The organism is Arthrobacter sp. AIWTK1, from assembly GCF_056680535.1.
Genome location: NZ_CM155287.1, coordinates 3,787,650 through 3,812,243, shown reverse-complemented (window position 1 = coordinate 3,812,243; position 24,594 = coordinate 3,787,650). Strand labels below are relative to the sequence as shown.

The window sequence follows — 24,594 nt, the reverse complement described above, 5'->3', positions numbered from 1 at the left end:
AACTACCCTATGCCATGGAGTGACGCCGTTCACAGGATTCCGCGGGGCGCGGGGATCTTGCCCAGTCATTGTGTTTTGTAATGGTTACCCCGGTGGTTGAGCTTTTCGGAACGTGCCGCTCAGCGCTCTGTCAACGTCAGGAGCACGGCCTCCGGCCGGCACGCGATGCGTACCGGTGCGAAGCGGGAGGTGCCGATCCCGCCGGAGACGTTGACCGGCGTCGTGCGTCCGTTGCTTTCCCAGTCGTTGAGTCCCTTGGCCCGCCAGGTGGGGATGTCGCAGTTGGCCACCAGGGCGCCGTAACCCGGCAGGCAGATCTGGCCGCCGTGCGTGTGGCCGGCGAGCAGCAGGTCCGCGCCGTCCTCGGTGAAATGGTCCAGCACGCGCTGGTACGGCGCGTGGATAACCGCCACGCGCAGGTGCGGCGTGTTGTCCTGCCCCCTTGTTCCGCGGGGCCAGCCGGCATAGCGCTCCAGCTTAAGATGCGGATCGTCCACGCCGGAGAAGTCAAAGCGCAGCCCCTTCAGCACCAGGGACTGGTTTCGGTTGGTCAGGTCCACCCAGCCGGACATCCCGAAGTAGGAGCGCAGCCGCGGCCAGTCGAGTTCCACGGGCTTCTTCTGGGCTTTTGAAGGTCCCAGCAGGTAGGACGCCGGATTCTTGAGGACGGGCGCGAAGTAGTCGTTGGAGCCGGGAACGAAGACGCCGGGAAAATCCATGAGGGGTGCCAGCGCCTCCAGCAGCGGATCGATCGCCTTGACGTGGCTCAGGTTGTCCCCGGTGTTCACCACCAGGTCCGGCTCCAGCTCCGCAAGGGACGACAGCCACTGCGCCTTCCGGTTCTGCCCGGGGACGAAGTGGATGTCGCTCAGGTGCAGGACCCGGAACGGGCCGAAACCTGCAGGAAGGATGGGCAGGGTTTCCTCGCGCAGGACGAACTGGTTCTTTTCCCACAGCCCGTAGCCTGCCGTTGCCAGTCCGGCTGCGGCACCGGCTGCTGCGGTTACGGCAAAGCCGCGTCCGATGCTTCGGGCGCGGCTTGCCAGCGTTGTTGTGTCCCCCATCGGTGCGCTACCCGTTGCCCTTCCCGTTGTCCTTGTTGCTGGGCGCCGGAGCCGGGGCTGCGGTGGTGGGTGCCGGTGCAGGTGCACTGCCCTGCGTGCCCTGCGTGCTCGGGGTGGTCTGCCGAGTGGGCGTCCCGCTGATCATGTTGGACGGCGGAGGGGTGAAGGGGTTGGTGCCGTAAGCCGGCGCTACCTGCGACATGAAGTTCGAGAACATCGGCCCGGCGATCATGTAACCGTCAATTCCGGTGTAGAACTTGCCGTTGACGGTGACGTTCTGGCCGGCGCGGCCCTGGTCGCCGAGGGCGTCACCGAACCATGCAGCGGTGGCCAGACCGGTGGTGTGTCCCACCACCCAGGTTGAGCCGTTGTTGTTGGACGTACCGGTCTTGGCCGCGATGGGGAAATTGGTCTTGGTGGAAATCCGGGGCTGGATGAGCGAACCGGAACCACGGTTGAGGACTTCCTGGAGGGCGTAGTTCACGCCGCGGGCGACTTCCGGTTTGAGGGCATCGCGGCAATTCGTGGACTGGGCCGGCAGCTGGGCGCCGGTCTGGTCCGTCACCGAAGTGATAGCGATCGGGGCACAGTACTTGCCGTCGTTAGCGAAGGTGGCAAAGGCGCTCGCCATGGCCAGCGGCGACGTCTGCCTGGAACCTAGCAGGTTACCAATCGTCGTCATCGTGATGGGCGGGTTCGGGTTGGTGATCTTGCCCTCGGAGTCCCGCTGCGGAAGGCCTTCGTGCAGGCCCACGGCATCCACGACCTTCTGGATTCCGCACAGGTCCACCCTGGCGGCGGTGGCGAATGTCATGGTGTTGATTGAGTTGGCCAAGCCGTCGAGGACCGTCATGGAACGGTAGTAGCCCTCCTCGGCGTTCTGCAGGTCCTTGGAATCGCCGTTGGTGCTGTCGTACCAGCCAACGGTCGGGGTCTCGCACGTGTTCTTCCAAGGGAAGTTTTGTGGATAGCGACGAACCGCACCGTTCAGGAGGGTGTTCATCGAATTGCCCTCGTTGAGCCATTCGGCAAACGTGAACGGCTTCATGGTTGAACCGGGCTGTGCACCGCCGAGGCCGTTGAGGTCGTTGCCGTTGGCGTCGTACGCGTCAACGCTGAAGTTGAGCTGGCTGTCGAACTTGCCATCCCCGGCAAACCACACGGTGTTCTGCGCCATGTTGGTGATCTTGCCGGTGTTCGGCTGCACCGAAACGACCGCGGCCCCCCACTTGTCCGGGTTGGCGCCGGCGGACGCATCAACCTGGGCCTGCGCCGCGTTCTGGGCATTGGGGTCAAGGGTGGTGGTGATGGTCAGGCCGCCGCGGAAGATCTTCCGCTCGCGCTCCGTGGCATCGGCACCGTAGGCCGGATCATTCAGCAGCAGGTGCAGGACGTAATCACAGAAATACGGGGCGGTGGACGCATAGGCACAACCCTGGCGGGCCGGGGTGACCTTGGTTTCCACCGGGGCGGCGACCGCTGCTTCGTACTCGGGCTGCTTGATTTTGTGCTGCGTGTACATGGACTTGAGCACCAGGTCGCGGCGGTTCTTGGCGTTTTCAGGGTTGGTAATGGGGTCGTAGAACGACGGGCTGTTGACCACGCCGGCCAGCAGGGCAGCCTGCGGAAGGGTGAGGTCCTTCGCTGTGGTGCTGAAGAAGAACTTGGAAGCGGCTTCAATGCCGTACGCGTCCCGGTTGAAGAACACGATGTTGAGGTAGCCCTCGAGGATCTGTTCCTTGGTGAACTTCTTCTCCAGGGCAATGGCCAGCTTCATCTCGCGGAGCTTGTCGCCCACGCCCTTGTTGACGCCGTTGAGCTTGATGTCTTCGGTGTTGCCTTCAGCTTCCAGCGACGCATTGATGACGTTGTTCACGTACTGCTGCGTAATGGTGGACGCGCCCTGCTTGTTGCCTCGGGCGGTGCTGACCAGCGCGCGCATGATGCCCGTGGTGTCCACGCCGCCGTGCTCATAGAAGCGGCTGTCCTCAATGGCGATCACTGCGTCCTTGATGTATGGCGACATCTGGTCCAGTGAAACGCGGGTGCGGTTTTCGGCGTAAAGGTTGGCGATCACGCTGCCGTCGGAGGCGAGGATCTTGGTGGACTGGCTGGGCGGATCAACCTGCAGCTCCGCCGGGAGCGTGTCGAAGAATTCGATGGAGCCGCTTGCCGTGCTGCCTGAAACAGCTGCCGCAGGGACCAGCAGGCCCGCCACCAGGACACCACAAATAGCGCTCACGCCAAGGAAAGCGAGGATCTTTCCGAGGGTGGTGGCCGTGTCGAATAAAGGGTTCTTACCAGTCGCCATGTTTTCCACTTTACCGGCAAGGACTAGTCTTTAGCTCATGACCAAATGGGAGTACGCCACGATTCCGCTCATTATTCACGCCACGAAGCAGATTCTGGACCAGTGGGGAGAGGACGGCTGGGAGCTCGTCCAGGTAGTCACCGGTCCTGACGGCAACGGCCTCGTTGCCTACCTTAAGAGGGAGAAGCAGTAGTTATGACAACCCCTGCAGGCACGGCGCCGGAAGCCCCGGCCCACGCTGAAAATCCGGCCTCCGGAGCGGAACACGGAGCACCGGTTTCTGCCGTCGAACAGCGCCTGGCTGAGCTGGGACTGACCCTTCCGGACGTTGCAGCCCCGGTGGCTGCCTATGTTCCGGCCGTCATCTCCGGCAACCATGTTTATACGTCCGGCCAGCTGCCCTTTATTAACGGCAAACTCGAAGCTACCGGCAAGGTGTCCACGGGCACCGAAGGCTACGCGGACGAACCCACCGTCTCTCCCGAGGACGCCAAGCGCTTCGCCGCTGTCTGCGCCGTCAATGCCCTGGCCGCGGTCAAGAGCGTGATCGGCGACCTCGACCGCATCACCCGGATCGTCAAGGTGGTGGGCTTCGTCTCCTCCGACCCCACCTTCACCGGACAGCCGGGAGTCATCAACGGCGCGTCGGAACTCCTGGGCAAGGTCCTCGGCGACGCGGGCCAGCACGCCCGGTCCGCCGTCGGTGTGTCAGTGCTCCCGCTGGACTCGCCGGTCGAAGTCGAACTGATCGCCGAATTTAGCTAAGGCCGGTCACTTCCCTTGCCCCAGTTAGCCCGTCGCTTGTTTGTGCTGCCTCCCGATCTTGAGGGGGCAGCACAAAGCTGGCTCGAACACGGCGAGCGAACGCCGCGCGCCGCCCGCCTGGCCTCGTCCGTTGTCCTCCTGCGTGACTCACCCACGGGACTCGAAACCTGGCTGGGCTACCGCCCGGGTTCCTCCCCTCTGGGCGTCCTCGCTTTTCCCGGTGGTTCCCTGGAAGCCTCGGACGACGACGCCGTCGGCTGGCTTGGCCCCACGCCGCAGCACTGGGCGGAACAAATGGGAACGAACGACGTCGGGCTGGCGCGCCGCCACGTGGTGGGTGCCATCCGCGAACTCTTCGAAGAAACCGGCGTCCTCCTCGCCGGCCCGGACTTCTCCACCACAGTGGAAGCAACCTCCACCCCAGAATGGATGCGCGCCCGGATTGCCGTTGCCGAACAGGAGAAATCCTTCACGGACGTCCTGGCGAAGCGCGGGTTGTCCATCCGCACCGACCTGCTGAAACCCCTGGTCAACTGGCTCAGCCCCGACTTTGCGCACCGCCGCTTCAACACCCGCTACTTTGCCGCCACCGTGCCCGTGAACCAGCAGCCCACCCTGCTGGGAAGCAAAGGCGTGTGGGGACGCTGGGTCTGCGCCAGCAAAGTCATTGCCGAACGCGACACCACCGCGCTCGCCGACGAAGTGGGCCAGGAAAACACCGTGGGCCTGAAACTCGGCCAGCTGCTGGTGCCCGGCTCCGAAATCATGCTCGAGAAGATGGCTGCCGCCAACGGGTGCATCGCCTACCTGAGCTACAAGCGCAAGCCCCACGTGTACCAGCCGAAGCTTGTCGAAGAAGACGGCAAGCTGATGCTCGAAGTCGAAGCAGCCAAGACGGTGGCGGGAGAGCCGCAGCGCGAGCGGTAATTCGCTCGGTGCCGCTATGCGCCGCGGCTGGGTTCGCCGGGCACCGGCCCTTCGCCGTCGCTTGGACACGCTCGACCGGCGTCTCTCCGGTCGCTGGGCGACCTCCGGACCGCGATCGATCGCGATGCGCTCCTACGCGAAGGACCGCCGCCCGGCTCGGGGTAACGCCCCAACGCTCTCTCACTTGTTGTCGCCTTTGCTGCGACGCTCTCTCAGTTGTTGTCGCAACTTCGGGACGTGAACGGGGCCGGAAACACAGAAAGGCCCGAGGTTCGGCATCCGGAAGCGTGCGTCAAAGCGATGAAGGAGCACCACGCGGAGAATGCCGGCCTCGGGCCGGACGCAGATAAACCTAGCGGGAGCGCTGGCGGAGACGCTGCATGTCCAGGATGACCACGGCGCGGGCTTCCAGTCGGAGCCAGCCGCGCTGCACGAACTCGGCCAGGGCCTTGTTCACGGTTTCGCGGGAGGCGCCCACCAGCTGGGCCAGTTCTTCCTGGGTGAGCTCGTGGGCCACCAGAACGCCGTCGGTTGCCGGGCGGCCGAAGCGGTCGGCCAGGTCCAGCAGGGCCTTGGCCACGCGGCCCGGCACATCGGAGAACACGAGGTCGGACAGCGAATCGTTGGTGCGGCGCAGGCGGCGGGCCAACGCCTGCAGCAGCTGCGCGGAAACCTCCGGGCGGGTGCGCAGGAGGGCGTTGAGGCTTTCGTTCTTCAAGCCGGCCAGGCGGGTTTCCGAGACGGCAGTTGCCGTGGCAGTGCGGGGGCTCGGATCGAAGAGGGCCATTTCGCCGAAGAGCTCGCCCGGGCCGAGGATTGCCAGCAGGGACTCGCGGCCGTCCGGGGACGTACGGCCCAGCTTCACCTTGCCGGAGACGATGAAGTAGAGCTGGTCACCCTGGTCGCCTTCGCGGAAGACCGATGCTCCGCGTGACAGGTCCACCTCCGTGAGCTCGTCCGTGAGCAGGCGGAATGCCTCGTCGTCGAGCGTGGCGAATAGGGGTGCGCGGCGCAATACCTCGATGTCCATGAAATCTCCTGAGTAAATGTGTCGGCTGGGGCGCTTCAGCCATTGTTTCAGAATTTTGAAGGTTCTGTGACGTACTTGGCACGCGAAACGCCTGAAACGGCGCCTTTGAGGCCCTTCCGGGGCCCATACACGGCAGATTCCGACGGCGGGGCCGGGGTTTGCCGGGCACATCGCCGGTTGCTGCGGCGCCGGACCTCATCGGCAAACTGTCAGGGTCCGCCCCTAGAATTAGGACTTACCTGTTTTGTGAGGAGCCCGTGTGTTCGGCTTGACCATCCTGGACCTGGCGTTGATCCTGGTGCTGCTGTCCTACCTGATCTACGGCCTGCGCAATGGCTTCCTGGTGACCCTTGGCGGCATCGCGGGGTTTATCGTCGGCGCCGTGGCCGCCTTCGTTTCCGTGCCGGTCGTCAGCAACCTCGTCGAGGACAGCGGCTGGCGGCTCACCGCGATTGTGGCCGCCGCCGTCGTGCTCATTGTCCTGGGGCATGCGCTGGGAACCATGATCGGCCGCAAAATCCGCAGCGCCGTGCGGATCCAGCCGCTGCGGGCCATGGACCGGCTGGTGGGCGGCGGCGTCAATGTGGTGGTGGCGGCCCTGGTCATGTCCATGCTGTCCTTCAGCATCAGCGCACTGGGCGTGCCGTTCGTGTCGCAGCAATTGGCTGAGTCCAAGGTCATCCGCTTCATTGACGGCCTGACGCCGGTGCCGGTGAAAACGGCCGTGGCGCAACTGCGCTCAACCGTGATCGGTGACGGCATCCCCACACTTATCGAAGGACTGGGTCAGGGCCAGCAGGTGGCCATTCCGAACGCCAGCACGGACACGCCGGCGCTGAACCGGGCAGCGGAGTCCGTCCTGAAGATCGCAGGCACCGCCTACCAGTGCGGCCAGAACCAGACCGGCAGCGGCTTTGTGGTGTCTCCGGGGCGCGTTGTGACCAACGCCCATGTGGTGGCGGGCGTGTCGCAGCCGGTGGTGGAGATTCCCGGCGGGGGAGCCATGCCCGGCCGGGTGGTCTACTTCGACAGCCAACATGACCTTGCGGTGCTCGCCGTGGACGGACTGCCGTCGTCCCCGCTCCAGCTGAGCGCAGACCTTCCGGCCGGCAGCCCGGCCGCTTTCGCGGGCTACCCGCACGGCGGTCCGTTCCAGTCCAAACCGGCAACGGTGCAGGACATCGCCACCGTCCTTGTTCCGGACATCTACGGCAGCAATGCGGCACCCGAAGACGTGTACCGGCTGGCCGGGGATGTCCAGCCGGGCAACTCCGGCGGGCCGCTCCTGACCACCGAAGGCCAGGTGGCCGGTGTGATCTTCGCCAAGGCAACCTCGGATGCCGATCTGGGCTTTGCCATCACCATGGATGACCTCGGTCCCGTGGCTGCCCAGGCGCCAGGACTGAGCAGCCCTGTTTCGTCCGGGCAGTGCATCCAGAAATAACGGCAGGCACCCGTATGCGGCGCCAGAGCCACTCCAGCTAGAGCCACTCCAGGCTTTGGCCGTGCGGGCCGGCGATGGCCGTGGGGATGCCGTCCTGGAGGAGGAGGAACCTGCCGCGCAGCCGGGCATCGTCCATTTCCGGCACCACCACAGAGCCGTCAGCCTGGGCGATCACCGTGTGGCCTTCGTTGGACAGCCAGTGGCAGCCCTGCTCTGCGGCAAGAGTGCCGATGGTGGCACGGAAGGCTTCCCGCTGTGCGGCGTCCAGGTAGGCCATCACCGCGCTGTGGAAGACCACCAGGGTTGCGTCCGGCGGGGCCTGGCCGGCCAGTGACACCAATTGCTCGTTGAGGTCGCCCGCCACGAGCAGCGGCGGGTCCTGCCGCGCGATGGCGATGGCCCGGCGCAGCCGCTCACGGCGGAAGTCCTGCTCCGGCCAGATGAGCGCCTCAAGCCAGGCGACGTCGTCGGGGTTGTTGATGTCCAGGGGGTTCAGGTCGATCCCGGCCCGCCACACCACCTCGGGGAGGCGGGACGGAAGCGGAATTGCCCCCTCAACCGTGCACCGCAGAACCGGCGGCCCGTCTGCCGGGGAACCGGCGGCGTCCGGTCCCGGGACCAGCCGCGTGACGGAAGTGCCGTCGACGTACTCGTAGGCGTATTGGTCCGGAAACAGCGCCAGCCCGGCGGAGGCGCCCACCTCGATCAGGGCCAACGGACGGCCCGAGGACGCGGCGATGCCGGCGAGGGAGGGAAGCAGCGTGGCGCAGCGGCCGGCCTCGTTGGTCTGCGTGGCGCGGGAGAGCACAATCCGGGAAACCTCGTCCCACTTCGCGTCCAGGAACTCCCGGAACTCGGGGTACGGAGTGATTTCCGCCCCGAGGAAGCGGGCGGCGGCGAGGATCAGCAGCGGCTGGCGTTTGTTGTGCGGCCACTGCTCGATGCGGCGGATCAGTTCAGGATCGTCGGCGATGCCCAGCGACCATTCGGCGTAGCAGGGGGAGGACGACGGCGCATCGAGAGTCCCGAAGTTCCGGTACCAGTCCGCAGTCCCCACCGTTGCCATGGTCAGGCCTTGCCGGCGTTCAGTTCTGCGAGGTATTCGACGGCGAACCGGTAGCCCATGACGCCGGCGCCGGCTATCACTGCCTTGCTGATGTCCGAAAGGTAGGAGTGGTGCCGGAATTCCTCGCGGGCATGGACGTTGGTGATGTGGACCTCCACGGCCGGAAGCTGCACTGCGGAGATCGCGTCGCGGATGGCCACCGAAGTGTGTGTGTACGCGCCGGCATTGAGGACGATGCCGATGGCCTTGCCCCGGGCAGCGTGGATGGCGTCAACCAGGGCGCCCTCGTGGTTGGACTGGAAACATTCAGCCTCCAGGCCGTACGCGGCGGCCGCATCTTTGGCGATCTGTTCCACGTCGGCCAGCGTGGCCGTGCCGTACTTCTCCGGTTCCCGGGTTCCCAGCAGGTTCAGGTTAGGCCCGTTGAGGACCAGGATGGTGCCGCGGCCGGCGTCGGTGGCGGGGGAGGCTTCAGTCATGTGAGCCAATCTATCGCTTTGCGGGCGGCGTGCGCGGGTTCTTTACGACCGTCTGAGGGCCGCCTGACCCGCTGAAGCCACGGCGTCCATTCGCAGAGCCGCTGTCCCTGTGCCGCTGCTGTCCCTATTCGGTGATCCTGGCGATCCGGCGCAGCGCCGCAGCACAGACCAGGAGGTAGGCAGGCGCCCACCGCGGGACCGTAAACGTGATCCGGCAGCCGTCCCCTTCCGGAACCACAGCGTGCCCTGTGGCCCGGACGCCGGCAACGGACCAGGACCAGGAGCGGCCCGCCTCGAATTCCGTCACCCTGAAGGGCAGGCTGATGCCGGTCACCGTCCGCACCCGGCCGGTGCTGCCGGCCTTGAGGCCGGGCGAGTCCAGTTCGGCACCTGTCACGGAAGGCCCCCATTCCGGCCAGCACCCGACGTCGGTGAGCAGCTCCCACACGTCCGCGGCGGACGCCTTGATGTGCCGTGACACGGAAAACCGCATGCGGCTAGCCGAAGTCTGGGCGCAGGACCGCCTGCGCCGCGTGGTGTCCGCTGTCGAGGGCACCCTGGATGGAAGCGGTGGCGCGGTAGTCGCCGCAGAGGAAGAGACCAGGCGAGGCCTCGGCCGGGCGCGGGGACGCCAGCGGCGGCGGCTGGACGGGCAGGGCATGCGGAACTTCGTGCCTGGCCACCAGTTCCCAGCGTGAAGCATCCGAGCCGTAGATCTCGGCGGCGTGCCGGCGGACCTCGTCGTCACCGGGCACCGGCCGTCCCGGGCCGAACAGTGCCGATGTCTGCACAAGGTGCCTGCCCGCGGGCGCGTACCCGGGAGCGGCGTTGGAAACGACGGCGGTATTGACCAAGGGGCCGCCACGCGGATCCCGGGCATCGACGCAGAGCACGTTGAGCCGGGTGGGCGGCTCGTCCGCCGCGAACCAGTGCGTCAGCACGCCTTTCAGGGCAGGCACGCCTCCGCCCGCCGGGCTGCCGTCTGCCGCCGGTCCGCCGTCGTCGTTCCCGGGTGCCAGGCTTCTGGCGCTGACCGGATCCGTGGCCAGCACCACCTGCTCTGCCCGGAGCTCGGCTCCGGCGGCCCGGACCAGCATGGAACCGCCCTCGCGCCGGATGGACTCCACCGTGGTCCGGGTGCGCACCGGCGCGGCGAGGGAAGCCGCCAGCTGCCTCGGCAGTGCCTGCATGCCCAGGCGCGGCAGCCCGGGCACGCCGAGCGCGAAGGTGCGCAGCAGGAGCCGGGCGAAGTCGTTGGAGGTGCTGCCGTCGTCTTCGAGGAGCACCCCGGCGAAAAACTGTTCGACCACCCGGCGGAGTCCTCCCGACAGTCCGGCGTCGTCCAGCGCCTGGCGCAGCGTGACGTCCCGGCCGGACCCGCCGTCGTCATAGTGCCCCCAGGACCGGGCAACCGCGGGGGCCGCCCAGCGGAGGAGGGCCACCACGTCACGTGGCGTGGCAATGCCGCTGCCGAGGGTCCGGGCAAGCAGTTGCGGTTCGCGCAGGGGGTGGGCGAGCACGGCGAAACCGTCATCGCGCCGGATGCCGAGCCCGGCGCCGAAGGGCTGTAGCTCCAGCGCGCCGACGTCCACCCAGCGGCGGACAGCCGGGTAGGCGGGATTCAGTACCTGGAACCCGCGGTCCACCAGGAAACCGTCCACCTGTTCCGTGCGGATCCGGCCCCCGATGTCATCGGCCGCTTCCCACACCTGCACGTCACGCCCGGCGGCCTGCAGTTCGCAGGCACACTGGAGCCCCGCAAGCCCGGCACCGACCACCAGGACTTCACACGAATCGGTCATGGTTCATCTTGGCACGGCCGGGCGGGCGTAGCCGGCGGCCCGTGCCCGCCATCTCCCGCGGCTCTGGCCACCCTTACCGGCGGTGCCTAGACTTGAAGGACCATCGTGCGGAGCTCCCCGTACCGGTCAGCTCGCGCGGAAAAGCCCGATCTGGAGAGAGCGTCATCATGCGCTGCAAAAATGTGGATTCAGGAAAAGCACTTCGCCGTGCCGCCGTGGGGCTGGTTGCCCTCGCAGCACTCATAATTCCGGCACCCGTGGCGTCTGCCGGGCCGCCGTCGACGAAGGGCGATGACAAGGTCATTGAGCTTCCCGGCGCTTCGTCCGCCGAAGGCATTGCCGAGGGGGAGGGCACCACCTTTTTCGCCGGGGACCTGTTCAAAGGGGACATCTACCGCGGAGATATCCGCAGGGGAACGGCCAAGCTCTTCATTGACGTGCCCGACGGCCGGATGGCGGTTGGCATGAAAGCGGATGTGGAGAACGGCCTGCTCTTTGTTGCCGGCGGCACCACCGGCCAGGCCTACGTCTACGACACGGACACCCGAAAGACCGTGGCCACCTACCAGCTGACCACGGATGAATCATTCATCAACGACGTCGCAGTGACCCCGGACGGCGCCTGGTTCACCAACTCGCGCAAGGGTGAGCTGTACTTTGTCCCGGTGGACCGCCACGGCAAGCCCGGCAAGGCCAGTACGCTCGGACTGGACGGACCTGCGGCCGCCACTCCCGGGGACTTCAACCTGAACGGCATCGCGGCCGTCCGCGGTGGCCGGACCCTGATCGTGGCGCATTCCGCGGATGAGGCCCTATACACGGTGGACCCGCACACCGGCGCCAGCGCTGCGATCGCCGGCGCCAAACTGCCGAACGTGGATGGCATTGTGGCGAAGGGGAACACCCTGTGGGCTGTGCAGAACATGCTCAACCAGGTCAGCCGCGTCCGCCTGGACGGGCAACTGGATTCCTTCGAGGTCAGGGACGTGATCACCAGCCCTGACTTCCAGGTCCCGACGACGGCGGCCTTGTTCGGCGATACGCTCGCCGTGGTCAACGCGAAGTTCGGCGTTCCCGGGGCCAGCACCTACGAGGTGGTCCTCACCGACGCCCGCTGACCGGTCCTGGAAAGCAGACAGCCTGCCGGCCGGGTTTGGTACCCGGCCGGCAGGCTGTCTGCGAGGCGTTGGAGCTACACGGCGGTGAAGCTGAGCAGCATTGCATGCTCCGGGTTGAGGACGGGCATGGGCAGGCCCACCTCGGCCAGGAACCGGCCGCTGGCCTCTGCACCCTCGGCCAGCCATGCGGGTGGCTGCGCCTGTGTGAAGTTGTGCGCGTAATCAGCGTCGCCGGGCGTCGGGAAGATGGCCTCCACGCGGTAGCTGCGGTCCTGGTCCAGTCCCGGAATGGTGATGCGGCCCGGCCGCTCCGCGAACGAGGTCCTGGTGCTGACCAGCGCGAACAGTGCTGCCGTGTCTCCGGTTGCGGGGGTGCCCTGGGAAACGACGCCGTGGAGCATCAGCGAATCGTCGGCCACATCGGCGCGGACCATCCGGCCCGAGTGGATCAGGCCGCGGTGCTCCTTGTAGAGGCCGATGAACCGTTTGAGTTCCTCCCGCTCTGCTCCGCGGACCTGGCGCACGTCCCACTCAAGGCCGAAGTGTCCGAACAGGGCCGTGATCGCGCGGAACGAAACGTCGTGCGTGCGGGCCGTGGTGTGGGACGTGGTGGGGCCGATGTGTCCTCCGACCAGCTCCGGCGGCACCACCAGCCCGGTCCAGCGTTGGATGGTCTGGCGCTCCAGGGCATCGTTGCAGTCCGAAGCCCAGATGCGGTCCGTGCGTTCCAGGATGCCCAGGTCCACGCGTGCCCCGCCGGAGGAGCAGCTTTCGATCTCGAGGCCCGGGTGGGCTTTTTTCAGTTCGTCGAAGAGGCGGTAGGCGGCCAGGGTTTGTTCGTGGACGGATGCGCGCCCGGCGTGGCCGTGCTCTGTGAGGTCCCGGTTCTGGTCCCACTTCAGGTAGCTGATGTTGTTTTCGCGCAGCAGGGCGTCAATGCGGTCGAAGACGTACTGCCAGGCCTCGGGGTTGACCAGGTCGATGACGTGCTGGTGGCGCCAGGTCAACGGCAACCGGCCCCCGTCCTTGTGGGACTGTGCGGCGGGCCCAACGATCCAGTCCGGGTGGGCGCGTGCGACGTCGGAGTCCAGGTTGATCATTTCGGGCTCCACCCAGAGGCCGAATTCCATGCCGCGGGAGGTGACGGCGTCGATCAGGGGTGTGAGGCCGTCCGGCCAGAGGCCTTCGTCCACGTACCAGTCGCCCAGGCCTGCCTGGTCGTGCCGGCGGCCGCGGAACCACCCGTCGTCGAGCACGAAGCGCTCCACGCCCAGGTCCGCCGCGGAATCGGCCAGTTCGACCAATGCGCCGAGCTCGTGATTGAAGTAAACAGCTTCCCAGACGTTCAGCATGACAGGCCGGGCCTTGCCGGTGCCCGCATGAGCTGCTCCTGAGACGGCTGACGCCGAAGGCAGCACGTGGTGCGGGCGGTTCCTGAACCAGCTGTAGAACGCTTCGCTGATGCCGTCCAGGCCGCGGTCCGAGTAGGCCGCGAAGAGAGCGGGAGTGGTGTAGCTGCCGTTCGCCTGGAGGACAACTTCGGCCGGCCCCAGCAGCTCGGAACCGCCGATCACGGTCCGTCCGTCCCCAATGCTGTCCGCGAACTGCTCATGGTTTCCGCTCCAGGCAAGGTGGGTGGCCCAGACCTTGCCGTGGCGGTTGCCGAAGCCGGCCGTACCGGCGGCCAGCAACAGGGAGGAGTCGTGGCCGGTGCGTCCGTGCCGGCCGGTCCGCACCCAGGTGCCCTGCTGGATGGCGCGGCGCTGCGGGTGGCGTTCACGGCACCAGCGTCCGGTCAGGTCAAGGAGTTCGACGGCGTCGGGAGCCACCGGCAGCACGGTGGCCAGTTCGTCGAGCTGAAAAGGTGAAGTGCCGGTGTTGGTGACGGTGTGGCGCATTTCCAGCAGCCCGCCGTCGTGCAGTTCCAGGGTGGATTCAACGGTGATGCCGGCATCGGGATCAGACTGGACAATCACAGCCGAATTCCCGACGGCGGAACCTCCTCCGGTCTTGACATCCGTGACACGGAGGCGGACGGAAAAGTCGTAGCCGGGCACGCCGTCGGCGATCCGGTGCCCTCGGAGGGCCGGGCGTCCGCGCCAGCTGGAGGATGCCTGCGGCAGCAGGCCGGCGGGGACGGCGGCGTCGATGGCGGAGGGCGGGATCGGTTCGCCGAGGATGGCCAGATCGGGGAGTGAAGCGCCCAGATCGGCGCCCCAGTGGATGACCTCGGCCTCCCCGCTGTCGAAGCTGATCACCAGGCTGGTGCCGGCGGAGCGGAGGTGCAGGGGATCCATGGGGTTTCTCTTTCGTTGTGGCTGGCGTCCGGTGACGCTGCCGGCGGGGTTCGTATGGTGATTCGACTGTAGGTGCGAGGGTGCCCCGGGTGCCGCCGCTTCGCGAGGATGAAACGGCGGCACCGTGGGCTGTGGCTGCGACCACTTACGCAGCCACTACAGGTGCGGTCTACTTGAAGAGATCGTTCACCTGGTTGTTGGCTTCGGTCAAGGAGCTGGCAGGCTTCTTGCCGGAGAGCACGGCGTCCATGGCGGGCTTCATGATGCCATCAACTTTTGCCGCTTTGTCCGCGATGGGGAAGAGGAAAGTGGTGCCTTCCTCGACGTGGGTGGTGAAGGCTGAAACGTCGGTGCCCTTGGCCTTGAAGGCCTCGGCCGCCTTTTCGGAGGAGCTGGTGATGGCGGGGAAGACTACGGCCTTGGAGGCCACGACATCCTGGCAGGCGGTGGAACCAAGGTACTCAACCCACTTGACGGATGCCGCCGGGTTCTTGGTGCCCGCCCAGACGGAGTCGGCCAGGCCGTTGAACATGCTGGCACGCTTGCCGTCAGGCCCCTTGGGGGTGGGGGCGAACGCCGTCTCCACGCCCTTGTAGGACTTGTACTGGCCGATCAGCCAGTCGCCGGTGGTGTTGATGGCGGCCTTGCCGGCACCGAAGTTGTCAGCCAGGCTGGCGCCAACAGTGGTCTCAAGCTTGGGCATGTAGCCCTTCTCGATCAGGCCCGCCCACCAGGCGATGGTCTCCTGGAACTTGGGGTCGTCGTAGTTGAACTTGGTGCCCCACGGGTTCTTGTCCGTGGCGGTCCAGCCGGTGGTGGCGCTCAGGAAGCTCCACTCCGTCTGGCCCTGGCCGGAGCCGCTGCCTGCCAGGCCCAGCCCGTAGACTGCCACGTTGTTCTTGTCGAAGCCGGCCTCGTCGCCGCGCTTGCCGCTCTTGTCCACGGTCAGGTGGGCGATGGCCTTCTCGTAGCTGCCGCCGTCGGACGGGTTCCAATCCAGGTTCGCCATCTGCTCGGCGGTCAGGCCGGCGGAGTCCGCCATGGCCTTGTTGTAGAACAGGCCAACGGTGTCCCAGTCCTTGGGCAGGCCGTACCGCTTGCCGTCCTGGCCCACCCAGAGCTCGGGCAGGCCCTTCGTGTAGCTATCCAGCTTGATGCCGTCCTTGGCGACAGCGTCGTCGAGGGAGAGCAGCTGCTTCTTGGCCGCGTACTCGGGGTACTTGGAGAGGTGGTTCGTGAAGACATCCGGCGCGGTGCCGGCGACGAAGCCGTTGGTCAGCGTGGTCCAGTAGTCGTCCCAGCCGCGCTGGGTGATCTTGACCTTGATGTCCGGATTGGCCTTGGTGAAATCGTCAGCGCACTGCTGGTATGCGGGGAGCTGGTTGGCGTCCCACAGCCAGTAGTTGATTTCACCCTTGGCCTCGGTGGAGGCGGTGCTGCCTCCGCCGCAGGCGGACAGTGAGAGGGCGATTGCCGCGGCGGCAGCTGCGACGCCGATGGTTTTCTTCATGGTGGACCTTTCGAGGTGTTTCTTGGGAGGAGGGAAGTGAGGGGTTACTTGATTCCGGAGAAGCCGATGGAGTTGACCACCTTCTTGCCGAAGGCAATGAACAGCAGGAGTACCGGGAGTGCGGCGACGAGCGTGGCGGCCATCAGCCCGGTCCAGTCGGGGGCGCCCTGCGGGGACTGGGATTTGAAGACGCCCAGGCCCACGGTAAGGACACGGACGTTTTCGTCCTGGCCCACCAGGAGCGGCCAGAAGTATTCGTTCCACTGGCCGATGAAGGTCAGCAGGGCCAGGGTGGCCAGGGGTGCAGCGGCGTTGGGGAGGACGATCTGGAAGAAGATCCGCAGGTGCTTGGCACCGTCGAGCATGGCGGCTTCCTCCACTTCCCGGGACATGCTGAGGAAGAACTGCCGCAGGAAGAAGATGGCGAACGGTGTCATGAACAGGAAGGGCAGCGTCATGCCGGCGAACGTGTTGAGCAGGCCCAGGTTCTTGATCATGAGGAAGTTGGGCAGGGCGGTGAAGATCGGCGGGACCATCATGGTGGCCAGGAAGAGGCTGAACACCACGTTCCGTCCGGGCCAGCGGAGCCGGGAGAAGGCGTAGGCGGCCATCGCGCTGAAGAAGACCTGCCCTGCGGTGGTGACGGTGGCGAAGATGACCGAGTTCCGCAAGTAGAGCCAGAAGTTGATCGCGGCACCCGAGCCGCCCTCGGCAATGGCCTCTTCGGGGCTCTGCATGCCAAGAACGCGCTTGAATGCGCCGAGGTTGAAGTCTGCGGGCAACAGGTTGCCGGCGTTGGAGGCCAGCGAGGCGTTGGTGGACAGCGCGGTGCGGAGCATCCAGAGGAAGGGCGCCACGGTGACGGCGACGGCGACGGCGACCAGGGCCCAGGCTCCGACGCGGCGCCAGTTCACGGGCTTCCTGGCGGAATTCCGGCGAGGGGAGGCGGTGACGGACTTCTTGCGGGTAATCGTGGAGTTGCTCATGGCTGGGGTTCCTTAGTCCAGATCCGATTCGTTGCCCTTGAGGAACTTCATTTGCACGAAGGCCACCAGGGCAAGAATGAGGAAGAGAATGACGGACAGTGCCGATGCGTAGCCGAAGTCCGATTCGCCGAAGGCCTTTTGGTAGATGTACATCTGGATGACCCGTGAGGCGTTGATGGGTCCGCCGCCGGTGGTCACTGCCACGGTGTCGAACACCTGGAACGAGCCGATCACGGTGACGACGAGCACCAGCACCATGACGGGGCGCAGGAGCGGCATGGTGATGCTCCAGAAGGTCCGGGCGGGGGAGGCGCCGTCGAGGGAGGCCACCTCATAGACGTGGTTGGGGATCGACTGAAGCCCCGCGAAGATCAGAAGGGCTGTGTAGCCCATGTGCCGCCAGACGTTGACGGCGGCGATGGTGGGAATGGCCCACTGTTCGCTTCCGAAGAAGGCGATGCGCGGCAGGCCCATCCAATTGATGATTTCGTTGACAATGCCGATCTGGTAATCGAGCATCCAGAACCACAGCAGGGCGACGATCACGTTGGCCACCAGGAAGGGCAACAGCAACGCGCCGCGGATGAACGTGGACTTGGCCACCCGGTGCATAAGGAGTGCCAGTCCGAGGGCGATCACGGTCTGGAAGCCGATGTTCAGCCCCACGTACTGGAGGGTGACGCCCATCGCGTTCCAGAAGAGTTCATCGCCAAGCATGGCCGTGTAGTTCTTGATACCGATCCAGGTGGGGTCACCCAGGATGCTGTACTCGGTGAAGCTGAGGTAGACGCCCCGGATCGTGGGGACCAAATAGAAGAGAACAAAGCCGATCATCGCGGGGAAGATGAACAGCAGTGCCATCTTCAAGTCGCCCAGCCTTCGGGGCCGGCTCGTCCGGGCGGGCTGTGCCGCCTTCGGGCGGCGGGCCCGGGCTGCCGGGTTCTGTTGCTGCTTGGTAAGGGTGGTCATCTTCGACCCTTTCCTGACTGTGATGTGGGTAACAACTGGAGATGAATCTACGCGAGTAGATTTCGTCTAGCAAGTCTTTTTTGCTGTCAAAAAAGAAAATTACAGCGGATCATGGCTAGATTGTTGACTCGAGTAGATTCCGGTGGAAAACTCGCAGCATGCCCACAGCGGCCAACCATGCCCGGTACCGCGGGCCAATCAGGGAAAGGTAAACAATGACGTTTTCAATCGGAGTCGTCGGCGTCGGACAGTTCGGCGGCCATTTCGCCCATCTCTTCAAGCTCCACCCGGGAGTCAGCGAGGTCTACGTCGTGGACGAACGGCCGGAACGTGCCGCCGCGGCGCTTGAGCGCTGGGGGCTCGACGGCACCAAGGCCAGCTTCGAGGAACTGCTGGCGTCCGACGTCGACGCCGTCGCCATCTTCACGCAGCGCTGGACCCACGGTCCGCTGGTGGAGCAGGCGCTGCGCGCCGGAAAGCATGTCTATTCCGCTGTTCCCATGGCGGTCTCGGAAGAAGAGATCGAGCGCATCATCGCCGCCGTGAAGGAAACCGGGCTGGTCTACGCGATGGGTGAGACCAGTTACTACAACCCCGCTATCGTCTACGCCCGCAACCAGCACGCGGCCGGCAAGTTCGGCAGGATCTTCTACAGCGAAGGCGACTACGTCCACGACATGGACCTGGGCTTCTACGACGCCTACCAGTACAGCGGCGGAGACGCGTGGAAGTCGACGGCGAGCTACCCGCCCATGCTGTACCCCACCCACGCCATCGGCGGCGTCCTGGGCGCATTGCCGTCGCATGCGGTCAGTGTCAGCTGCATCGGAGTCCGGGACGACCGCGACGACGGCGTCTTCGACAAGGACGTCAGCATGTTCGGCAACGACTTCTCCAACGCCACCGCGCTCTTTGAACTGAACGACGGCGGCGCCATGCGCACCAACGAGATGCGCCGGGTGGGCTACCCGTCGCACATCCGTGAATCACGCTTCCGCTTCTTCGGCACCGAGGCAAGCTTCGAGCAGCTCGCCAAGGTGACCGTGTGGCAGGACAAGGAAAACGTCCACGACATCTCCGAGCAGGTGGAAACCCGGCCCAGCATCCCGCTGGATGATCCCTCGCTGGCCGACGTCGCCCCCGAACTTCGCGATGCGTTCATCTCCGGACTTGCCCCTGTCCACGACCGCGGACGGCTTCCGGACGAATTCCTCGGCGCCCCGAACGGGCACGAAGGCAGCCACCAGTTCCTGGTGGACGACTTCGTGACCGCAGTGAACGAAGGGACGCTCCCGCCGGTCAATGCCTGGGTGGCGGCGAGGTTCACGCTTCCGGGAATCGTGGCCCATGCTTCGGCACTGCAGGACGGCGCACGGCTGCCGATCCGCGATTTTGGCGCCGCTCCGCAGGGTGCATAGCTAGCATGTACTCCATGACCATTCCCGCAACGCACCCGCCCCGAGGCCCGGTAACCCGCAAGGATGTTGCCCGCTATGCGGGTGTGAGTACGGCGGTGGTCAGTTACGTTGTCAACGGCGGCCCGAAACGGGTCGCGCCGGCTACGGAAGCGAAGGTCCAGGACGCCATCCGCGTCCTGGGCTACCGCCCCAACGCCGCGGCACGGGCGCTGAAACTCGGGTCCAGCGAAACCATCGGCCTGATCATTCCGGACAACAGCAACCCGTTCTTCTCCTTGCTGGCGCACGCGGTGGAGGACGCTGCCGGCGAACTCGGCTACGCGTTGTTCCTGACCAACTCCGACGGCGACCTCGCCAAGGAACGCCGGCACATCCGTAACCTGGCCGCCCGCCAGGTGGACGGCGTGGTGCTCGCGAGCGTCCTCTCCGAACCCGACCTTGCGGATCTGGAATCGGCGGAGATCTCATCGGTCCTGCTCAGCCACAGCGAAAGGCTGGCGGGGGTCACGAGCGTCGGCGTGGACCTGGCTGCCGGCGCCCGCACCGCCGTCGAGCACCTTATCGGGCACGGCCACACCAACATCGGCCTGGCCATGGGCACCACCACGGCCAACGAGGCAGATGACCGTGAGCAGGGCTGGCTGCAGGCACTTGAGGCCGCAGGCCTGCCGGAGGGCCCGATCGCGCGCAGTGCCTTCACCCGGGATGGAGGCTACGCGGCGGGAAAACGCCTCCTGGCCTCGGGGCACCGGCCCACCGCTATCTTTGCGAGCTCCGACATGCAGGCCGTGGGCATCCTCCGGGCCCTCCATGAAGCCGGACTCTCCGCTCCGGAGGACATTGCGCTGGCCTCCTTCGACGGTTCAGTGGAGGCCGAATATTCGTGGCCCCCGCTGACCACGGTGGAACAGCCGGTGCGCGACATGGCGGAAGCCGCGGTGCGCGCGCTGGTTGGAGCGGGCCGCGGAGAGCCGCCCCGCCACCATGTCTTCCCCACGCGGCTGCTGGTCCGGCAGTCCTGCGGCTGCCCGTAGCGCCCGGGTCACCGGCCGTGAGCGGTGCCGGGCGCGCGGTTATCCCGCGTCGACGATCCGCAATCGGCCGACGCTCTCCTGCAGGATCCGGCGTGCGTCGGCGCTGAGGCCGGCATCGCTGATGACCTCGTCCGCCTCCTCGAACCCTGCAATGGTGCTCATGCCCTGGGTGCCCCACTTGGTGTGGTCGGCCACCACCACCACCTTGCGGGAAGCCGCCACGAACGCACGGTCCGTCTCGGCCTCCAGCAGGTTGGGTGTGGTGAAACCGGCGTCGCGATCCATCCCGTGAACGCCCAGGAACAGCAGGTCCAGGTGCAGCTGCTTCAGCGCCGCCGTCGCAATCGGACCCACCAGGGCGTCCGACGGCGTGCGCTCTCCGCCGATCAGGATCACGGTGGAGCCGTAGCGCCCGGCCCCGGAGGATGAGCCGTGATGGAAGAGATCGGCGATGCGGATGGAATTGGTCACCACCGTGATGCGCGGCCCGTTGACGAGTTCCTTGGCCAGCGCCCATGTGGTGGTCCCGGCTCCCAGCCCTACGGCCATCCCCTCGTGGACCAGCGAAGCCGCTTCCAGGGCGATGGCCCTCTTCTCCGCCGTGAGCTGCGTTGACTTCTGCTCGAAGCCGGGTTCATGGGTGCTGGCATCGCCGGGGAGCTTGGCGCCGCCGTGGATCCTCTCCACCCGGCCGCCCTCCTCGAGCAGCTCGATGTCCCGCCGAACGGTCATGAGCGACACACCCAGCTGCTGGGCGAGGTCCGAGACGCGGACCACCCGCTCGCGCTGGACGGCGTCCACGATTGCCTGGTGGCGTGCTGCGGGGAGCATGGAGTTCCTTTCGGGCTGCGGCTGGGGGAGTGCTGTCCCCGTCAGCTTCCATCATGGTCTACCCCTTGCTGGAACCAAGAGTCAGCCCCGCAACAAACTGCCGCTGCAGGAGCAGGTAGATCACCAGGGTGGGGATGACCGTGATCACAGCGCCGGCGGCCAGGAGATTGTAGTTGTTCAGGAACTGGCCCTGGAGGTTGTTGATGGCTGTGGTGATCGGGAGCCGGTTGCCGCTCTGGATGAACAGCAGCGGCCAGAAGTAGTCGTTGTAGATGAAGATGACCTGCAAGGTGCCCAGCGCGGCGAACGCCGGCCGGCACAGCGGCAGGATGATCTCCCGGTACTGCCGCCAGATTCCGGCGCCGTCCACGAGGGCGGCTTCGGTGAGGTCGGCGGAGAGGGCCTTCATGTAGTTGGAGAGCACGAAGGTGCAGAACCCCATCTGGAAGGCCGTGTTGACGGCGATGACGATGATGTAGGTGTTCAGCATGTTGCCGGAGTCGCTGAACGAGTACGGCACCTCGAAGTGCTTGGCCATCTCGAACAACGGCGCGGCAAGGACCTGCGGCGGCAGCAGGTTGCCGGCCGTGAACATGATGAGCAGGGTGATGTTGAACTTCCAGCTCACCCGGCTCACGGCGAACGCCATCAGGGAGGCCAGGAACAGGGTCAGGAGCACGGCCGGAACGGTGATGATCACCGAGTTCCAGAAGTACGTCGCGAATCCGCCCTGTGTCCAGGCCTGGATGAAGTTATCGAAATTGAAGTCGCCCGCCAGGCTGAAGTAGCCGTGTTCGTTGGTGGACGCCACCGGGCGGAGCGCGGTGAAGACCGACCAGCCCAGCGGGATCAGCCACATGACGGCCATGACGGTGAGGAAAATATGTGTTCCGTAGTGGCGCTTGGGACGGCTGCCGGACCGGGGCGCGGCGGCCGTGTCTTTCGTGCCCGCGCGGACTGTTGCGGTGCTCATGCTTTGTTCTCCTTGCCAAAGGTGCGGCTGAGGTAGAAGACGATGGGGACGAGGGATATGACCAGCAGCACCACTGCCAGGGCCGAGCCGACGCCGATCACCTGGCCTTCGCCCACCAGGTTCTGGATCACCAGGGCACTGAGCATTTCCAGGCCGTTGGTGCCGCGGTTGATGACGTACACAACGTCGAAAGCGCGCAGCGATTCGATGATGGTGATGACCACGATCACGATGTTGATGGGCCGCATGGCCGGGAAGACCACCCGGAAGAACGTCTGGACGGCGCTCGCGCCGTCGATGGCGGCGGCTTCCTTCAGGCTGGGGTCCACGCCCTTGAGTCCGGCCAGGTAGAGGAGCATGACGTAGCCGGCATGCCGCCAGGTTGCTGCGATCATCGCGGCCCAGATGTTGACGGAGGAATCGCCGAACCAGTCCACGGCCTGCGGCGTGCCGGCAGTACCCAGGAGGAAGTTCAGCAGGCCGTTGTCGCGCTGGTAGAACAGTTGCCAGATAATGCCGATCAGGGCCAGCGACAGCATCACGGGGGCGAAGAAGATGCTCTGGTAGATCTTGCTGCCGCGGATGTTCTGGTCCAGCAGCACTGCCAGCAGCAGGCCCAGGGGCGTGGCGATGAGGGCCAGGAAAAGGAGCCACAGCATGTTGTGCTGCACCGCCGGCCAGAACGGCGGGTAGTCCTGGGAAATAAATTGGTAGTTGTCCACGCCGGCGGGGCGGATGTCCCCGAGGTCAAGGCCGTTCCACCGGGTGAAGCTGAGGCCAACGGACATCAGCATGGGCAGCCATACCAGGGTCAGTTCGATCAGGGTGGGAATGCCCACCATCAGTGACAGGACCACTTTGTCCTGTCGGGACAGGCGGCGGACCCGGCCGCCTTTGGTCCGCTTCGCGGAAGGGCCCTCAGGCTCCCGTGATTCCGGCGGAATCAGTTCTCTTGCAGTGCTGCTCATGGAAGTTTTCTCTCGATTGGTCCGGATTCCGGGAAGGAACGACGACGGCGGAAGGCTGTGCCGCCGTCGTCGTTCCTTCCTGGACGGTTGCCTGTGATACGCGGCCGGCAGGGGCCGGAACTACTGGGCGGCGTACAGCGTCTTGGCCTGTGCTTCGAGGTTTTTGACGTCCATCTTGCCGTCCTTGATGAAGCTCTGCAGGGCAGGGATCATCACGTTGTTGGCCATGGCCGGAAGGGCGTCGCGGTCGAAGAACTGGCTGATGTATTTTGCGTTCGCAATGGTGTCCGCGCACGTCTTGTTGAGCGGCGTGAACTTGGACGCGTCCGTGCCCTTTGCCGTGGCGATATTCGACGAATCCACCGCGGCGTAGGCGTCCTGGGCTTCGGCGGTTCCCAGGTATGCCATGAAGTCGCGGGCGGCCTTGTTCTCGCCGCCCTTCTTGGACAGCAGGAGGCCGTCGATGGGGGCTTCGACGGCGTCGCGGCCTTCCATCGCGATCTCCGGGAAGGCGAAGAATCCGATGTCGGCCAGGACGGCGGGATCGGTGAACTGCTGGGTCACGAAGGAACCCAGCAGGTACATGCCGGTCTTCTTGGCCTCCAGGGCCTTTGCTGCGTCCTGCCAGGTCTGGCCGAGGGCTGCCGGGTCCTGGAAGGGAAGGAGTTCGGACCACGTGTCAAAAACCTTGCTGACCTTCTGCTGGTCCCAGGATTCCTTGTGCGCGCAGAGGTCCACATGGAACTGGTAGCCGTTGAGCCGCATGTTGATGTAGTCAAAGGTGCCCATGGCGGGCCAGCCGTCCTTGTCGGCAAAGCCGATCGGAATGATGCCGTCGGCCTTCATCTTGGTGGCCAGGGCCTTGAGGGCGTCGAAGGTCTCCGGGACTTCGTAGCCCTTCTCCGCCCAGAGGCTCTTCCGGTAGAAGAAGCCCCACGGGTAGTTGTAGTTGGGGACGAAATACATCTTGCCGTCCGGTCCGGTGGAAGCCTTCTTCAGCGCCTCGGAGTAGTTGCCGCCGATGCTTTCCCAGACGTCGTCAATGGGCGCGAGCAGTCCCTTCTCCGCGTAATACTGCATGCGGTATCCGGCAAACCACGTGAAGGTATCGTCCGGCGAGCCCTGCAGGTAGGAATTGATCTTGTTCTGGAAATCGTTGTGCGGCACAACGTTGGTGGTGACTTTCTTGCCGGTCTTGGCGGCGAAGGCATCCGTGACGGCCTGGTACGCCCGCTTGGGGACATCGTCCGAGGATCCTGAACCGAAGGTGAGGCCGGGGGAGTCGGAACCCGTGGCCGACGGTCCGCTCCCGCCCGTACAGGCTGCGAGGAACGGAATGCCGGCCAGGCCTGCCGCGCCGACGCCGACGGTCTTGAGGATGGTCCGCCGGCTCGGATAAGCAGTTGCCGACGCATCAAACTGTGCTGCCATGTTCTCTCCCTTGAAAAAAGCTGCGTGTGAGGCACCTCACATGCTCTGACTATAACCTCTCAAAAGAGAACAGGAAAGAACGGGAAACAACATTTTGGGTGCATTCCGTGCTTGAAACGTCACAAAGCAGTGCGGCCCCGCTTTTCCGCGCCGGAGCGGGGAAAAACGGGG

The 24,594-nt window shown here is 65.6% G+C and carries 22 protein-coding genes; 7 read left to right on the top strand and 15 right to left on the bottom strand.

The window, feature by feature from the left end:
* Nucleotides 1–119: 119 nt before the first annotated feature.
* Together AC1MDG_RS17490 and AC1MDG_RS17485 are read right to left on the bottom strand one after the other, a co-directional pair.
* Nucleotides 120–1,064: a metallophosphoesterase gene (locus AC1MDG_RS17490; RefSeq protein WP_479805543.1), complete on the bottom strand. Its 945-nt coding sequence runs from the start codon at nucleotides 1,062–1,064 to the stop codon at nucleotides 120–122.
* A 7-nt stretch (nucleotides 1,065–1,071) separates the two neighbouring features.
* The gene (locus AC1MDG_RS17485) at nucleotides 1,072–3,375 is read right to left on the bottom strand and encodes a transglycosylase domain-containing protein (protein ID WP_479805541.1); all 2,304 of its coding nucleotides are present in this window, start codon (nucleotides 3,373–3,375) and stop codon (nucleotides 1,072–1,074) included.
* Nucleotides 3,376–3,412: 37 nt separating this feature from the next.
* Between AC1MDG_RS17485 and sp36 the strand changes: the two genes are divergently transcribed.
* Genes sp36 through AC1MDG_RS17470 form a run of 3 tightly spaced genes read left to right on the top strand, consistent with a single transcriptional unit; the run spans nucleotide 3,413 to nucleotide 5,067 of the window.
* Nucleotides 3,413–3,568, top strand: a complete 156-nt coding sequence (sp36, locus tag AC1MDG_RS17480) for a Sp36 family protein (RefSeq protein WP_011693223.1) — start codon at nucleotides 3,413–3,415, stop codon at nucleotides 3,566–3,568.
* Between the two features lie 2 nt (nucleotides 3,569–3,570).
* Complete coding sequence (locus AC1MDG_RS17475; protein ID WP_479805539.1) at nucleotides 3,571–4,140, top strand: RidA family protein; 570 nt, start codon at nucleotides 3,571–3,573, stop codon at nucleotides 4,138–4,140.
* A 15-nt stretch (nucleotides 4,141–4,155) separates the two neighbouring features.
* Nucleotides 4,156–5,067 (top strand): NUDIX hydrolase, encoded by a 912-nt coding sequence (locus AC1MDG_RS17470; protein WP_479805537.1) that lies wholly within the window; start codon nucleotides 4,156–4,158, stop codon nucleotides 5,065–5,067.
* 352 nt (nucleotides 5,068–5,419) lie between these two features.
* Here AC1MDG_RS17470 and AC1MDG_RS17465 read toward each other — a convergent pair whose 3' ends face one another.
* Entirely contained in the window at nucleotides 5,420–6,097 is a 678-nt protein-coding gene (locus AC1MDG_RS17465) for a Crp/Fnr family transcriptional regulator (protein ID WP_011693220.1), read from the bottom strand.
* 259 nt (nucleotides 6,098–6,356) lie between these two features.
* Between AC1MDG_RS17465 and AC1MDG_RS17460 the strand changes: the two genes are divergently transcribed.
* Nucleotides 6,357–7,541 carry a MarP family serine protease gene (locus tag AC1MDG_RS17460; RefSeq protein WP_479805535.1) on the top strand — a complete coding sequence of 395 codons (1,185 nt, stop codon included), beginning with the start codon at nucleotides 6,357–6,359 and terminating at the stop codon, nucleotides 7,539–7,541.
* 37 nt (nucleotides 7,542–7,578) lie between these two features.
* Here AC1MDG_RS17460 and AC1MDG_RS17455 read toward each other — a convergent pair whose 3' ends face one another.
* From AC1MDG_RS17455 to AC1MDG_RS17440, 4 genes are all read right to left on the bottom strand, one after another.
* Nucleotides 7,579–8,607, bottom strand: coding sequence for a DUF2332 domain-containing protein (locus tag AC1MDG_RS17455; RefSeq protein ID WP_479805533.1), 1,029 nt, complete (start codon nucleotides 8,605–8,607; stop codon nucleotides 7,579–7,581).
* 2 nt (nucleotides 8,608–8,609) lie between these two features.
* A complete protein-coding gene (gene aroQ / locus AC1MDG_RS17450; RefSeq protein WP_479805532.1) occupies nucleotides 8,610–9,086 on the bottom strand; it encodes a type II 3-dehydroquinate dehydratase in 477 nt (158 codons plus the stop codon).
* Between the two features lie 124 nt (nucleotides 9,087–9,210).
* Nucleotides 9,211–9,579 (bottom strand): SRPBCC family protein, encoded by a 369-nt coding sequence (locus AC1MDG_RS17445; RefSeq protein ID WP_479805530.1) that lies wholly within the window; start codon nucleotides 9,577–9,579, stop codon nucleotides 9,211–9,213.
* Between the two features lie 4 nt (nucleotides 9,580–9,583).
* Complete coding sequence (locus AC1MDG_RS17440; protein ID WP_479805528.1) at nucleotides 9,584–10,888, bottom strand: NAD(P)/FAD-dependent oxidoreductase; 1,305 nt, start codon at nucleotides 10,886–10,888, stop codon at nucleotides 9,584–9,586.
* Between the two features lie 167 nt (nucleotides 10,889–11,055).
* On the opposite strand from AC1MDG_RS17440, the gene AC1MDG_RS17435 reads away from it, so the two are divergent.
* Nucleotides 11,056–12,006: an SMP-30/gluconolactonase/LRE family protein gene (locus tag AC1MDG_RS17435; protein WP_479805526.1), complete on the top strand. Its 951-nt coding sequence runs from the start codon at nucleotides 11,056–11,058 to the stop codon at nucleotides 12,004–12,006.
* A gap of 74 nt (nucleotides 12,007–12,080) precedes the next feature.
* Here AC1MDG_RS17435 and AC1MDG_RS17430 read toward each other — a convergent pair whose 3' ends face one another.
* The 4 genes from AC1MDG_RS17430 to AC1MDG_RS17415 form a co-directional block, all read right to left on the bottom strand.
* Nucleotides 12,081–14,303, bottom strand: a complete 2,223-nt coding sequence (locus tag AC1MDG_RS17430; protein ID WP_479805525.1) for an alpha-galactosidase — start codon at nucleotides 14,301–14,303, stop codon at nucleotides 12,081–12,083.
* Nucleotides 14,304–14,472: 169 nt separating this feature from the next.
* Nucleotides 14,473–15,813, bottom strand: a complete 1,341-nt coding sequence (locus AC1MDG_RS17425; RefSeq protein ID WP_043483803.1) for an ABC transporter substrate-binding protein — start codon at nucleotides 15,811–15,813, stop codon at nucleotides 14,473–14,475.
* A 44-nt stretch (nucleotides 15,814–15,857) separates the two neighbouring features.
* Nucleotides 15,858–16,799: a carbohydrate ABC transporter permease gene (locus AC1MDG_RS17420; RefSeq protein ID WP_043483800.1), complete on the bottom strand. Its 942-nt coding sequence runs from the start codon at nucleotides 16,797–16,799 to the stop codon at nucleotides 15,858–15,860.
* Between the two features lie 12 nt (nucleotides 16,800–16,811).
* Entirely contained in the window at nucleotides 16,812–17,768 is a 957-nt protein-coding gene (locus AC1MDG_RS17415; RefSeq protein WP_479805522.1) for a carbohydrate ABC transporter permease, read from the bottom strand.
* A gap of 215 nt (nucleotides 17,769–17,983) precedes the next feature.
* On the opposite strand from AC1MDG_RS17415, the gene AC1MDG_RS17410 reads away from it, so the two are divergent.
* Complete coding sequence (locus tag AC1MDG_RS17410) at nucleotides 17,984–19,186, top strand: Gfo/Idh/MocA family protein (RefSeq protein ID WP_479805520.1); 1,203 nt, start codon at nucleotides 17,984–17,986, stop codon at nucleotides 19,184–19,186.
* A gap of 14 nt (nucleotides 19,187–19,200) precedes the next feature.
* Nucleotides 19,201–20,220, top strand: coding sequence for a LacI family DNA-binding transcriptional regulator (locus AC1MDG_RS17405; protein WP_479805518.1), 1,020 nt, complete (start codon nucleotides 19,201–19,203; stop codon nucleotides 20,218–20,220).
* 39 nt (nucleotides 20,221–20,259) lie between these two features.
* Here AC1MDG_RS17405 and AC1MDG_RS17400 read toward each other — a convergent pair whose 3' ends face one another.
* From AC1MDG_RS17400 to AC1MDG_RS17385, 4 genes are all read right to left on the bottom strand, one after another.
* Entirely contained in the window at nucleotides 20,260–21,051 is a 792-nt protein-coding gene (locus AC1MDG_RS17400) for a DeoR/GlpR family DNA-binding transcription regulator (RefSeq protein ID WP_479805516.1), read from the bottom strand.
* A gap of 58 nt (nucleotides 21,052–21,109) precedes the next feature.
* Nucleotides 21,110–22,024: a carbohydrate ABC transporter permease gene (locus AC1MDG_RS17395; RefSeq protein WP_479805514.1), complete on the bottom strand. Its 915-nt coding sequence runs from the start codon at nucleotides 22,022–22,024 to the stop codon at nucleotides 21,110–21,112.
* Nucleotides 22,021–22,992: a carbohydrate ABC transporter permease gene (locus AC1MDG_RS17390; RefSeq protein WP_479805512.1), complete on the bottom strand. Its 972-nt coding sequence runs from the start codon at nucleotides 22,990–22,992 to the stop codon at nucleotides 22,021–22,023. The genes AC1MDG_RS17395 and AC1MDG_RS17390 overlap by 4 nt, the downstream gene beginning before the upstream one ends.
* A gap of 120 nt (nucleotides 22,993–23,112) precedes the next feature.
* The gene (locus AC1MDG_RS17385) at nucleotides 23,113–24,423 is read right to left on the bottom strand and encodes an ABC transporter substrate-binding protein (protein ID WP_479805510.1); all 1,311 of its coding nucleotides are present in this window, start codon (nucleotides 24,421–24,423) and stop codon (nucleotides 23,113–23,115) included.
* Nucleotides 24,424–24,594: the final 171 nt, after the last annotated feature.